Raw genomic sequence first — 13,219 nt, 5'->3', positions numbered from 1 at the left:
ACTGAACCGATCTCGGCGCGGAACCGGACCGATCTCGACGAAAGGGGGATGCGGCGCTCGCGGGCCGATGGCACGACCGGTGCCACAATGCGAGCATGAGCAGTTTCGACGGCGCCGCCTCGGGCGATCGCGCTTCCGCACCCGGGGAGGACTCGCGGCGCAGGCCCGGTCGCCCCAGAGCGGGCAGCGAGGACAAGCGCGAGCGGATCCTCAACGAGGCCATCGCGCTGTTCGGAGCGCACGGCTACGCCGGCACCTCCCTGTCGGACATCGCGACTGCGTCGGACATCTCGAAAGCCGGGCTGCTGCACCACTTCACCTCCAAGGATGAGCTCTTCGCCCAGGTGCTGGAGCGGCGCGATCGTGCCGACCGCGCCCGCGTCATGGGAGGAGGCTCGATCGAGGACCCGTGGGAGCTGCTCGACGCCTTCGTCGCACTCGTCGAGCACAATGCGGCTCGTCGAGACCTCGTGGCGATCTACGCGGCGACGACCATGTCCGCCCTCGACGCCGGGCATCCGGCGCACCGGTGGTTCGCCGCCCATCTGGCGGAGTCGGTGACGATGATCGAGGAGGCCCTGGAGCGCGGGAAGAGGGCGGGCACGGTGCGCCCGGAGGCTCCGTCGCGGCTGATCGCCCGATCGGTCGTGGCCCTCAGCGACGGGCTGCAGATCCAGTGGTTGTGCTCGACGACGCCGGGCAGCGCCGCGGATCGGCGCCTGTCGACCACGATGGCTCCCGAGGTCCGTCTTCTCGTGGACGGGCTGAAAGGGCGGTGGCGGATCGATCCCGATGCGCGTGCGTGAGTTCGACACGGGCGGTGCGGCACTCGCGTAGGCTGCGGAGCGCGTCGCCCCGGAGCTGAGCGTTGGGGCGACGCCGGTGGCCCGCGGAGCGCCTCGCGCTCCGACGGCTCTCCGGCAGGTGTTGCGATCATGGACCTGCCGGAGAACCATGCCGGAGAACAGAGGGAGGCCCCGACACCTTACGGTGCGGGGCCTCTCGCCGGGCTCGGGGGCGCGGTCCCTGAATCGCGACATCCCCGAACGCATCGGCAGTCATCGGGGTCCCTGATCCCCTCGTGCCGTCTGCGTTCCGACGAGGAAAACTATAGGGGGTCCGCGCCCAGAAATCCATTCGAGGCTCACCGGAATTCCGCGGGATTCCGGTGGTCCATGATAACGAAACGATCTCGATTCTGTTCTGTAGGTAACGAAACGGTAACATCGGCTGTTCGCGGGGGTTCCGAGGGCCCTGAGAGGGCCTCAACGGCCGCCCCGAGCCCGACCGAGCCCGACCGCGGCCGACCCGCCGCTCCGTCGTCCTCCCTCCCGAGCGCCGTGGGATGATCGCCACATGCTTCAGGACCCACCATCGCCGACGGCCGCCGCCGGGAGGCCGACCATCGAGTTCCGCTCCGCCTACGACCAGGGCTTCGCGCGCGTCGCCGCCGTCACCCTGCCCGTCGTGCTGGCGGACCCCGCCGCCAACGCCGCCGCGACCATCGAGCAGACCCGCGTCCTGTCCGACGACGGCGCGTGCCTGGCGGTCTTCCCCGAGCTCGGCCTGACCGGCTACTCCATCGACGACCTGCTGCTGAGCGATGTGCTGCTCGCCGAGGTGCTGGCCGCCATCGAGACCATCCGCGCGGCCTCCGCCGAGCTCCTGCCGGCGATCGTCGTCGGCGCCCCCCTGCGATGCGGAAGCCGCCTCTGCAACTGCGCCGTCGTCATCCAGGGCGGTGTCGTGCTCGGCGTCGCCCCCAAGTCCTACCTGCCCGACTACCGCGAGTTCTACGAGAAGCGGCACTTCGCCGCTGGAGTCGATGGAGAGGGCCGGGGCGGTGCGGCCGGTCGGCGGTGGATCGCCCTGCCCGGGGTCCGCGATGGTCGGGACGAGACCGTCGCCCGTGTCCCCTTCGGACCGAACCTGCTCTTCGAGGTCGCCGACGTGCCCGGCCTGACCTTCCACGTCGAGGTCTGCGAGGACATGTGGGTGCCCGTCCCGCCGTCCTCCCTGGCGGCGCTCGCGGGCGCCACGGTCCTGGTCAACCTGTCCGGCTCGCCCATCACCGTGGGCAGGGCCGAGGACCGCAAGCTGCTGGCCCGCGCCTCCAGCTCACGGGGCCTGGCCGCCTACGTCTTCGCGGCCGCCGGGCAGGGGGAGTCGTCGACGGACCTGGCCTGGGACGGTCAGACCTTCGTCTACGAGAACGGGGTGCTGCTGGGGGAGACCGAGCGCTTCCCCGACGGGCCGCGCGCCACGGTCGTCGACGTCGATGTCGAGGGGCTGCTCGCCGAGCGCCTGCGCCAGGGCTCCTTCGACGACAACCGGGAGGCCCTCGCCGTCCGCCGAGCGGATGATCCGCTCGAACCGGATGACCTGCCCGGGCGCGCGGCCTCCGCCCCGAACCGCTTCCTCACCGTCCGCATCGGCCGCCGGGCGCTGCGGGTCCCGCGCTCCGACATCGGGCTGCGCCGCGTCGTCGACCGCTTCCCCTTCGTCCCCGACGACCCGGCCCGACTCGCCCAGGACTGCTACGAGGCCTACACCATCCAGGTGGCGGCGCTCGTCCAGCGCCTGCGGGCCATCGGGCTGCCCAGGATCGTCATCGGGGTGAGCGGCGGGCTCGACTCCACCCATGCGCTCATCGTGGCCGCCCGCGCCGTGGACCGCCTCGGCCTGGGACGCGAGCACATCCACGCCATCACCATGCCCGGATTCGCCACGAGCGCCGAGACGAAGCGGAACGCGCTCGCCCTGGCGGAGGCGCTCGGCTGCCGCACCGAGGAGCTCGATATCCGCCCCGCCGCCGAGCGAATGCTCGCCGCCATGGGCCACCCCTACGGGCGCGGCGAGCGCGGGCGCGAGGCGTACGACGTCACCTTCGAGAACGTCCAGGCCGGACTGCGCACCGACTTCCTCTTCCGCATCGCCAACCATCGTGGCGGCATCGTGCTGGGCACCGGCGACCTGTCCGAGCTGGCGCTGGGCTGGTGCACCTTCGGGGTGGGCGACCAGATGGCCCACTACGGCGTCAACGCCGGCATCCCCAAGACCCTCATCCAGCACCTCATCCGCTGGGTCGTGGCCGAGCGCCTGTTCGACGACGCCGTCGGGCGCACTCTCCTGGCCATCCTCGGCACCGAGATCAGTCCCGAGCTGGTCCCGGCCGAGGCCGGCGGGACGATCCAGTCCACTCAGGCGATGATCGGGCCCTACGCCCTGCAGGATTTCACCCTGTGGCACGTGCTGCGCCGCGGTTCCCGGCCGAGCCGGATCGCCTTCCTGGCGGAGAAGGCGTGGGCGGACGCGGGCGCGGGCCGGTGGCCGGCCGGCCTGCCGGAGGAGGAGAGGGTCTCCTACGACCTGGTCGCCATCAGGACGTGGGAGCTGCTGTTCCTCCGCCGGTTCTTCTCCAACCAGTTCAAGCGGTCCACTCTGCCCAACGGGCCGAAGGTCGTGGCGGGCGGGTCGCTCTCCCCGCGCGGGGACTGGCGCATGCCCTCGGACGCCGGCGGCAGCGCGTGGATCGCCGAGCTCGAACGCAACGTCCCGCCGTCCTGAGAGCGCATTCTCGCCGAGATCGGTCGAGTTCCGCACCGAGATCGGTCCGGTTCCGCACCGAGATCGGTCCGGTTCCGCACCGAGATCGGGCCGACGTCGCCGCGCTCCGACTCGTAGGCTGAGACGATGCGCAAGCTCCTCTCCACCGACCTCGACGGCACCATCATCTTCAATGCGACCGTGTCCCGGACCGATCTGGACGCCATGGAGCGCTGGCGCGATGCCGGCCACATTCTCGTCCCCAACACCGGGCGCTCGGTATCCGCTCTGCGCAACGCCCTGCGCGGCTCCGGTCTGGTCTTCGACTACTCCGTGCTCTACACCGGCGCAGTCCTGACCGGCCGCGACTACGACGTCCTGAAGGCCAGGACCCTGCCCGACGGCTTGGCGGAGGAGGTGCTCGACCTGCTCGACGGCGAGGCCGGCGTCACGGTCTTCGTCACCACGCTCGACGGCGACCTCCAGCTCTACGACTCGATCGGTTCCGACACGGCCCTGCTCACCCTGTTCTCCCGGGCGTCCCGCGCCGACCTGGCGGGGCGAACCGTCGTCGGCGTCCCGCTGCGCATCGCCGACCCCGTACTCCTCGCACGCGTGCAGGCGGAGATCGGGCACCGCTGGGGGGACGCCGCGGTCGCCTTCCGCAATCAGGACTTCCTCGATGTCGTGCCGGCCGGGTCGTCCAAGGGCGCGGGCCTGGCCTCCCTGGTCGGGCTCCTCGTCGCCGACGACGGCCCCTGCCGGGGCGAGCGCATCGAGACCTGGAGCATCGGCGACTCGTGGAACGACATCTCCATGCACGAGGCCGCCGACCACGCCGTCGCCATGAACGACTCGCCGCCCGAGGTCCTGGCCGTCTGCGAGGGCACGACGCCGTCGGTCGCCTCCCTCATCGACTCGATACTCACCGCTTCCGACTGAGCCGCGTCCGAGTGGAACGGCACGGTTTCGCTCATGCTCCGATCGGGACCGGGTAGGCTCCACGCGGGCCGCGGTCGCCCGCCGCCGCGGGCTCCGGGCAGTGGCCAGCAGAGCCCGGTGGGGGTCGGCGGACCCGGTGGAGCCGGTAGAGTGCCGGGCGGAGCCCGGTGGAACGCGGAACAATGCGGAACAACGCAGAACAGAGTACTGAGGAGAGTCCATGACTGTTGAGATCGTCACCGAATCCAACCCCGAGCTCGTCGAGGCGATGGAGCGCCTCATCCCCCAGCTCTCCCGCTCCGCTCCGGCGCTGACCGCCGAGCAGTGCGAGGCGTTCGTGGGGCAGGAGGGCGTCCACCTGTTCGTTTTCCGCCCCGACGCTCCGGATACGGACGGCGCCCGCCCGATCCTGGGCATGCTGACCCTGGCGACCTTCTCGATCCCCACGGGTCTGCGCGCCTGGGTGGAGGACGTCGTCGTCGATTCCGCCACCCGCGGTCAGGGGGCCGGGCAGGCGCTCGTGGAGGCGGCTGTCGCCCATGCCGGCAGGATTGGCGCCCGCACGGTCGACCTGACCTCCCGCCCGTCACGCGAGGCCGCGAACCGTCTGTATCGCCGCTGCGGCTTCGAGCTGCGGGAGACGAACGTGTACCGCTACACCGGCAAGTGATGAGCCGGGTGCTCTCCGCGGGTTGCCCCTGCTCTCGACTCGGGTGCCCCTAGGGGCCGTTCGCCCGGGGGCGCCCCCGTGGGCCGATCCGACGGAGAGCGCCGAGCCGGCTCCATGGAGGGCATCGGGAGTGCGCCCACTCGGCTCCGCGGAGAGCACCGGGCCGGCTCCACGAGACCGGGAGCGCGCTGGCCGGGGTGGCGCGGGCGGCGCACTCCCGCGGATCCTCCGGCGGGGCCTCGCGACGGCACGGGGGCACGACTCCGCGCCCGCAGCCGAGGGGCTCAGCCCTCAGTGGGATTGAGAATGGCCGCCTCGATCACGACCGCCCCCGAGGCCAGGTCCACGATGCGCAGGACGTAGGGGTGGTCGACGACGAACTCGACGGGTCTGCTCGCGTCGTCGGCCGGCGCTCCGTCGCCCCCGACCTCGGTGAGGGCGGCGGCGACGGTGCCCTCACCGGCCACGATCAGGCGCACCTGCTGCACGGCCTGGTCGATGTCGAGGCCCGGGGAGATGTGATCCAGCATCAGCGTCTTCACGCCCAGCGACTGCAGGACGGGCTTGATGTCCATGACTCCGGACGCCAGGTCGAGCTTCGGCAGCTTGAGGGCGACCTCCTGCCGAGCCCTCGCCGACGTGAGGGCCGCCGTCGCCTCGCCCCAGGTGCTCGGCGGCATATCGGCGGGGGAGACGACGTCGTCGGGCAGGATCACGTCCATGACCAGCTCGCCGGAATCCGTCGTGCCCGATCCCGATGGGGAGGGGACGGGTGCGCCCGGCGTCGTCGCCCCGGCCGTGTAGGGCAGGCGCAGGGCGCGCCACCCCTGCCCCTGGGCCAGCGCGTAGGTGCCCGTCCCGGTCATGAGATCGGCGGTGGAGGCCGAGCCGTCGGACAGCGTGAAGGGCGAGCCCTTGGCGGTGTGCTCGGCCGTGAAGGGGGCGGCCCAGCGAGCGGCGAAGAGCAGCGCGTTCTGCAGTACGAGGCGCATGCCGGGCGTGACGTCGATGCCGGACTTCTTGATGAGCCCGCCGGTGTGCAGGGAGGCCCAGGCGTCGAGGGCGGCCTTGGCATCGTCGTTGGGCGCGCGGCCGACCTCGGCGGCGTACCAGCGCCTGGCGTCGTCGAGGTACCGCTGACTGACCACGGTGTCCTCCTTGACGAGCAGGATGTTGTTGGCGACGTGGAGCAGGGGCGTCTCCGGGATGGCGTCGGGGTCGAAGTCGCGCAGCCGCTGGACGTCCTCGACGTCGAAGCGCTGGAGGGCCTGCTGAACGGCGCTCCAGGTGGAGTCGCGGGTCCGGGCGTCGGCGGCGGCGTCGAGCCCCAGGGCGGGATTGAGCCCCTCGCCGACGGCGTCCGCCCCGGCGTGCAGGAGGGCCAGGATGAGGGCGATCCCGATGGGGCAGGACAGGGCGTTGCGGTCGCCCTCCTCGTCGAGCCGTGTGGAGATCATGGTGGCGCCCACGGTGCTGCAGGAGGCCGTCGCGGCGGCCGATCGCGCCTCGTCCAGGCTGACGGACTCGGTGTCCACCTCCGAGGGCAGCCACTCGATCTTGGCCAGGGCGTCGTCGCGCTTCTTGTCGGACGGGGCCGAGCCGCAACCGGTGAGCGCCCCCGCGGATGCCAGGGCCGCGAGTGCCGAGAAGGACCGGAGGGCGGTGCGGCGCGGGACGAAAAGCGGCGGACGGCGCGCGACGCGGCCGCTCGGAGACGACGGGCTCATGGACTTCATGGGGACAGTCTCCAGCGGGGCCGGGTGCGCTGTCAGCCCGACGGGTGGGGAGCGTTATCCTGGACACGCTCGTTCCTCGGCGGCTCCGTCCTCTCCGCGTCCTCGTCGTGGAGCCGCCCGCGCGAGCGCCCGGAACGCGAGGAGTACCCGCATGCGTCAGCTCATCGCCACCGACCTCGACGGCACGATCCTGTTCGACCGGAAGGTCTCGCCCGCCGACCTCGATGCCATGAGGCGGTGGAGGGCGGCCGGGAACCTGCTCGTGGTGGATACCGGCAAGTCCGTCTTCGCCACCCGCGACACCCTCGAGCCGCTCGGCGTCGTCTTCGACTACGCGGTCGCCTTCACCGGCGCTGTGCTCGTCGACGGCGGCTACCGCGTGCTGTCCTCCCGCTTCCTCCCCGAGGGGTTGGCGCACGAGATCGTCATGGACCTGCAGGGGGTCGACGGTCTCACGGTCTTCGCCACCACGCTGGAGACCGATCACATCGTGACGGACACGTACCACGAGGTCTCCCCGATACTCCAGGTGTTCGTCCCCATGCCGCCCGGGGATATGGCCGGGCACCGCTTCATCGGAGTGCCCATGCGGGTGCGCGACGACGATGTGCGTGAGCGACTCGTCCTGCGCCTCAGCGAGCGCTGGGGCGAGAGGATCGAGGTGGTGCGCAATCAGGAGTTCCTCGATGTCGTGCCGGCCGGGTCGTCCAAGGGCGCGGGTCTGACCTCCCTGGTCGGGCTCCTCGTCGCCGACGACGGCCCCTGCCGGGGCGAGCGCATCGAGACCTGGAGCATCGGCGACTCGTGGAACGACATCTCCATGCACGAGGCCGCCGACCACGCCGTCGCCCTGCCGTGGTCCCCCGCCGAGGTCGCGGCCGTGTGCGAGTGCACGGTGGGATCCGTGGCCGAGCTCGTCGATCGCGTTCTCGGCGCTTCCGGCGACACCCAGGAGGAATGATGACCGCCGGTCGTTACGTCAAAGCCGTCCTGTGGGACATGGACGGCACGCTCATGGACTCCCAGCCGCTATGGGACGAGGCCTTCCGCCGCTGCTGCCGGGAGCGGGGAGGGACCGTCACCGAGGAGCATGTCGCGGGCATCGCGGGGGCGTCCATCGAGCGCACCCGCGGGCTCATCGCCGCGACCGGCGCCGCGCCCTCGCCCGAGGACCCGGCTGCCGCCGAGATCTTCTCCCGGATGACCGCGGAGGTCGAGGCGGCGGTCCGCGCCGATCCCCCGATCCTGCCCGGCGCCCGGAGGATCACCTCGATGCTCAGCGAGGTCGGGTTGGCGCAGGTCATCGTCACGCAGTCCCCGCGGCGCATCGTCGAATCGGTCGCCCGCGCGCTCGGCGACGTGTTCGTCGCCCTCGTCACCGGCGACGACGGCCTGTCCGGCAAGCCCGCGCCCGCGCCCTACGCGGCGGCGGTCGAGCTCCTCGGCCTTAGGCCCGAGCAGTGCGTCGTGGTCGAGGACTCCGCCACGGGGGCGGCCTCGGCGCGCTCCAATGATCTGCTGGTCGTGCAGGTGGGCGGCGGCGCCAAGCACTTCCCCGGGGATCCGGGCCTGATCGTGGTGAGGGATCTGGCCTCCATCACGCCGCACCTGCTGCTGTGGGACGACTCAGTGCTCCCCTCCGTGCGGCTCTCCGCGGCCGGCTCCGGGCGCGCCTCCGCGGACGCCTCAGCCTCCGACTCCGGGCCGGCCGGTGCGGTCGGTGCTGCCGGTGCGGCTGATGCGGTCGGTGCCACCGGCGCTGCTGACGCGACTGGCGCTGCCGGTGCGGCCGACGTCGTGAGTGGTGAGCGCACCTATGCCGCGGATGAGCTCTTCTTCTCCACGACCGACGCCTCGGGCAGGATCCGCCGGGCTAATTCGATCTTCATGCGCTTGTCCGGATACCCGCGCGGCGCCCTGGTGGGACGCGCCCACAACGTCGTGCGCCACCCCGACATGCCGGCGGGCCTGTTCCGCTCGATATGGGAGGACATCAGCGCCGGCGGCGCCGCCAGCGCCTACATCACCAACCGCTCGTCCGATGGCGGCCGCTACCGCGTCTTCGCCACGATCGTCCCCTCGGGCGACGGCTTCCTGTCCGTGCGCACGCTGCCCATGAGAACCGGTCTGCGCGACACCATCGAGGCCGTCTACGCCCGTGTGCGGATGGTCGAGGCCGCCTCCGCGGCCGGCGGCTCCTCCCGTCGTGAGGCGGCCGCCGCTGGTCAGGCCGCCCTGGTCGAGGAGCTGCGGGCACTCGGCTACCGCGATTCGACCGACTTCACTCGCAGGACTCTTCCCGACGAGGTCGCGGCCCTCGTGGCCGCCGGCGTCGCCATCCCCGAGCGGGATGTCGGCGGCCCGCTCGCCCGCGTCCTCGCCGAGATGAACGGCGTCGAGGTCGCCACCGCCGACCTGGTCGCCCTGCTGGACGAGTGCGGCCGCCTGGTCGCGCTGCTGGGCAGACGCTCCGCCGACATCGACGCCCTGTCCGCCCGCCTGGGGCGGCTGCGCGACTGCCTGCGCGAGGTGGCGGCCGACGTCGGGAGTCTCGGATCGGGCCGGGAGAACGACGTCTCCGAGCGTTACCGGGAGGTCGATGCCCTCATCCTGGAATGCGTCGAGCAACTCCACCCCCTGGCGGGTCAGGTCGCCGAGCTGCGCGGCGACGTGGACTCGGTGCGCTTCGGCATCGCCCTGCTGCGGTTGCACAATCTGGCCTCGGGCTTCTTCGCCCTGCAGATCATCGACGGCGAGGACGAGCTGGAGGCCAACGACGCCGTCGGCTCCCTCGATGAGCTGGCCGGGGCCCTGCGCGATGGCGCCGAGCGTCTCACCGAGCGCCTGTCCCTGTACCACGCCCGTGCCGAACTGGTCGGCGGCGAGCTCGACGACGTCGCCGGGGCCCTGACCGCCATCCGGCGTCCACTGCTCGACCTGCTGGATGCGGCCTCCGAGGCGGGGACCGTTGCCGGGGCCTCCGTGCGCGCCGCTCGTCCGCTGGTTCGCGACGGCTTCCCGGAGGCCCGGGACCTGGCCGATCTCGCCGGTGCCGTGCGCGACCTCGACGTGCCCTACGCGGCCGCGGATGTCGAGGCCCGTCTTGTGCTGGTCGAGGCGGCCCTGGCCGAGCTCGTCTGAGTCGGCGAAGAGGCGGTGCGGGAGGGCGGGCGGCGAACCAGCTCGACCAGGACCTCGGCGTGGTCGGTGTGGGGGAACATGTCGAACAGCCGGGCCCGACGGGCCCGCAGTGAGGGCATCGCCTCCAGGTCGGCTGCCAGACTCACCGGATTGCACGAGGAGTACAGCACTCGGGCCGCACTGGAGTTCTCGATCCGTCTCGCCAGCCCGGTCCCGATCCCGCGTCGCGGTGGATTGACCACCAGCAGGTCCGGCACGGCGCTGCCGCCGGGGTCCAGGACTCGTGCGTCGCCGACCTCGAAGCGGACCTCCCCGGACGGAAGTCCCATGAGCTCCGCGGACTCCCGCGCCCCGCGGATCGCGGGCGCCGACACCTCCACGCCCAGCACGCGACGACCCGGGCCGGCCAGCGCCAGCGCGAAGCCCCCGACGCCGCAGAACAGGTCCCACACCTCGGCGCCGCCGCTCAGGTCGCGTGCCCAGTGCGTCGCGGTCGCGTAGAGAGCCTCGGCCACACCTGTGTTGGTCTGGAAGAAGGAACGGGTGGGGAGGAGGAGGGGCAGCTCGATTCCCGGGGAACGCGTGGTCCCGGGGCTGACGAGGACTCCGGCAGCCCCTCGGCCCGATGCGGATCCGGCGGCCGCGCCCACCGCGGCCTCGCCGCTCCGGGCCCCGATGCCGGCGGTGTCGCTGGCCCGGGCCTCGGCGCTGGCCCGGGCCCCGGCGGCGGCGCCTCCGTCCGGCTCCGGCAGCCGCAGGCGCATGAGCAGGCGATCTCCCCAGGGGATGTCCTCGGTGAGGATGAGCTCCTCCTCTCCCTCGATGATCGCCTGGTGAACCGGTTGAATGTTGACGCTCATGACGGCGAGGGTCGGCAGCGCCTCTCTCAGCCCCGGCAGGGCGCTGCGCAGGCGCTCGACGTGCCGGTGCGACCGCAGGACCCAGCGCACCATGAGGTCGCCGTCGGGGGAGGCGGTGACGAGGATATGCTTGAGCTCGCCGCGCCGGGCTCGGACGTCGTAGGGCCCGAGGCCCAGCCGGCTCACGGTCCGGGCGAGGGCGGGCAGAGCCGCCTCGATCTCGGACACGTGCAGGGGGCATTCGCGCAGGTCGATGCCGCCGTCGGGGCCGAGAACGCCGAGGATCGGGGAGGCCGCCCGGCCCGAGACGACCATCTTCGCCTTGTTGCGGAATCGGTTCGGGGCACTCGCCACGGGGGCCAGCCAGGCCCCGTCGGGCACGGGGCGGGCGGCGGAGGCGAGGAGCGCCGCAACGCGCTGCTGCTTGCGGTGGAGCTGGAGATCCAGCGGCACGTCCTGATGCGGGCAGGACCGGCAGGTCCCGCTGCTGTGCAGTGGGCAGAAGGCGGCCGACGTCGGTGGATGATGGGTGCCGGCGCGCATGGGGACAATTGTGGGCCCTCCCCGGCAGTGGGCGTGACGCGGGCGCGGTGCCGCCATGGAGGAGAGACGAGCGGACGCGGGAGAGACGCGGGGCTGAGTTGATATGACCTGACCCGTGGGGCCGGGACGCGTTTCCCGGCCCCACGGGCCTTCGTCACCGAGGGGCTCGACTCCCGGGTTCCCAATTCCGGGAGGAGCGCTCCTCCTTCGCCGAAGCGGCGCCTCGGGCTCCCTTAGACCCTCGGTCGCCTCGGAAAGCGCCCGGTCATCGGGTTCCCCAACCCTCACGACCGCTCCCGTCCGGCGGTGACTCATATATAACCGGATGAACCTGGACGAACACCACTAAGGCGCCTGAAAGAAACCTAGGAAATGTGAAACGTCTGCGTAACGCCACGTTCAGCGCGTCAGGGCCCGCAGGATCGTCGTGACGGTGGCACTGATGAGGAGGACGGGCCCCGGCGCAGATTCGACGACGCCCGCCACTGCATGGGCTCTCACATGCTGCACTGTCCCGTCGGAGTCCGGCGCAGTGACGCTCCGCCGGCGCGTGGGCGCCCGGCACAGGGCGTGGCGGTCGAGCGGGGCCTCGGGCTCGCCGGAAGAGGGGCGGTGAGTCACGGTGGCGGAGTGCGTGAGTGGGAGGGCCTCCGATCATCCGGATCCTCGAAGCGTGCTCCGAGGACGCCGCCGACTACGGTCGGTGGGGCGTTCGACTCCCCGGCTCTCTCGGGCACACTTGCCCCATGACCGACCCCGTCCTCGACTCGCCGCCCATGAGGGCGCCTATCCTGCCGCGCACCGGCATCGGCACCGACGTTCACGCCTTCACCGACCCGGACTCGACCGAGCCCCTGCACCTGGCCTGTCTGACCTGGCCCGGCGAGCGCGGTCTGGAGGGGCACTCCGATGGCGACGTCGTCGCCCACGCCTGCTGCGACGCCCTCTTCTCCGCCGCGGGACTGGGGGACCTCGGCTCCAACTTCGGGACTGCCGAGCCGCGGTGGAGGGGAGCGGCCGGTGGTGTGCTCCTGACCGAGGCGGCGAGGCGGGTGCGTGCGGCCGGATACGAGATCGGCAATATCGCCGTCCAACTCGTCGGGGCGCGTCCCCGTGTCGCGGGCCGGGTCGGCGAGGCCTCCGCCGCCCTGTCGGCCGCCGTCGGGGCCGACGTCGCCTTCTCCGCCACCACCACCGATCACCTGGGATTCCTGGGGCGCGAGGAGGGGCTGCTGGCGATCGCCACCGCCCTGGTCTACTCGGTCCCGGCGCTCTGAGCCCACCCGCGTGGCGAGCGTCTGCTCCGCCTCCGCGGGACTCGGTGTCCGGGTCGCGCGCCAGAACGACGCCGTCCAGCCTGCTCCGCCTCCGCGGGAAACTCGATCCTGGCGCTCCGAGCCCGCTCCTGCCGGAATCGTGGGGCATCCGACGGGCGCCATGAGGCTGCTGCGGCTGCTGATCCGATCGTATCGACCGGATCAGCAGGGGACGCCCGATGGGTGCCGGGGAGGCCGTCGCGCCTTCTGCTCCGGGCTCGGAGCGCGTCCACGCGATCGGACTTTGTTGCGCGCGGTCGTACCCGGACCCATGAGGTCGTACCCTTGTCCGCGCGGTCGTACCTTAAGGCCTCTCTAACATACGACCGCGCGGGCCCATGTACGACCGCGCGGCTTCATGTACGACTTCGCGAGTTCATGTACGACCGCGCGGGGTCGCGCGCGGCGGGGCCCGCGCGAAGCCCGGTCCTGCGCGGGGCGCCTTCCTCTGCGATCTGAACGGGG

At 72.0% G+C, this 13,219-nt stretch carries 9 protein-coding genes and 1 pseudogene; 8 read left to right on the top strand and 2 right to left on the bottom strand.

From position 1 onward, the window contains the following. The first annotated feature begins 95 nt into the window (after positions 1 to 95). The 4 genes from G448_RS0106075 (at position 96) to G448_RS0106060 (ending at position 5,158) form a co-directional block, all read left to right on the top strand. Positions 96 to 806, top strand: a complete 711-nt coding sequence (locus G448_RS0106075; protein WP_034494558.1) for a TetR/AcrR family transcriptional regulator — start codon at positions 96 to 98, stop codon at positions 804 to 806. Between the two features lie 550 nt (positions 807 to 1,356). Then, positions 1,357 to 3,567, top strand: coding sequence for an NAD(+) synthase (locus G448_RS0106070; protein WP_026407274.1), 2,211 nt, complete (start codon positions 1,357 to 1,359; stop codon positions 3,565 to 3,567). A gap of 126 nt (positions 3,568 to 3,693) precedes the next feature. Further along, the gene (locus tag G448_RS0106065) at positions 3,694 to 4,488 is read left to right on the top strand and encodes an HAD family hydrolase (protein WP_026407273.1); all 795 of its coding nucleotides are present in this window, start codon (positions 3,694 to 3,696) and stop codon (positions 4,486 to 4,488) included. A 220-nt stretch (positions 4,489 to 4,708) separates the two neighbouring features. Then, the gene (locus G448_RS0106060) at positions 4,709 to 5,158 is read left to right on the top strand and encodes a GNAT family N-acetyltransferase (RefSeq protein WP_026407272.1); all 450 of its coding nucleotides are present in this window, start codon (positions 4,709 to 4,711) and stop codon (positions 5,156 to 5,158) included. A 284-nt stretch (positions 5,159 to 5,442) separates the two neighbouring features. Here G448_RS0106060 and G448_RS0106055 read toward each other — a convergent pair whose 3' ends face one another. Then, entirely contained in the window at positions 5,443 to 6,894 is a 1,452-nt protein-coding gene (locus G448_RS0106055; RefSeq protein ID WP_026407271.1) for a serpin family protein, read from the bottom strand. A 151-nt stretch (positions 6,895 to 7,045) separates the two neighbouring features. On the opposite strand from G448_RS0106055, the gene G448_RS0106050 reads away from it, so the two are divergent. The 3 genes and pseudogenes from G448_RS0106050 to G448_RS0106040 all read left to right on the top strand — a co-directional run bounded on the left by G448_RS0106050 (position 7,046) and on the right by G448_RS0106040 (position 10,035). Further along, complete coding sequence (locus tag G448_RS0106050) at positions 7,046 to 7,855, top strand: HAD-IIB family hydrolase (RefSeq protein WP_026407270.1); 810 nt, start codon at positions 7,046 to 7,048, stop codon at positions 7,853 to 7,855. Then, positions 7,852 to 8,520, top strand: a pseudogene (locus G448_RS15310) (HAD family hydrolase); the annotation flags it as partial. The gene G448_RS0106050 and the pseudogene G448_RS15310, both read left to right, overlap by 4 nt. A gap of 171 nt (positions 8,521 to 8,691) precedes the next feature. Further along, complete coding sequence (locus G448_RS0106040) at positions 8,692 to 10,035, top strand: PAS domain-containing protein (protein WP_026407322.1); 1,344 nt, start codon at positions 8,692 to 8,694, stop codon at positions 10,033 to 10,035. Here G448_RS0106040 and G448_RS15305 read toward each other — a convergent pair. Next, positions 9,969 to 11,438: a methyltransferase domain-containing protein gene (locus tag G448_RS15305; RefSeq protein WP_211227970.1), complete on the bottom strand. Its 1,470-nt coding sequence runs from the start codon at positions 11,436 to 11,438 to the stop codon at positions 9,969 to 9,971. The two genes, G448_RS0106040 and G448_RS15305, sit on opposite strands and share 67 nt — an antisense overlap. Before the next feature lie 746 nt (positions 11,439 to 12,184). On the opposite strand from G448_RS15305, the gene ispF reads away from it, so the two are divergent. Then, entirely contained in the window at positions 12,185 to 12,715 is a 531-nt protein-coding gene (ispF, locus tag G448_RS0106025) for a 2-C-methyl-D-erythritol 2,4-cyclodiphosphate synthase (RefSeq protein ID WP_026407268.1), read from the top strand. Positions 12,716 to 13,219: the final 504 nt, after the last annotated feature.

The organism is Actinomyces gerencseriae DSM 6844 (assembly GCF_000429265.1).
Classification (GTDB): Bacteria; Actinomycetota; Actinomycetes; order Actinomycetales; family Actinomycetaceae; genus Actinomyces; species Actinomyces gerencseriae.
Note: the sequence above shows the minus strand (reverse complement) of the source record. Positions and strands in the feature narration are given on the sequence as shown.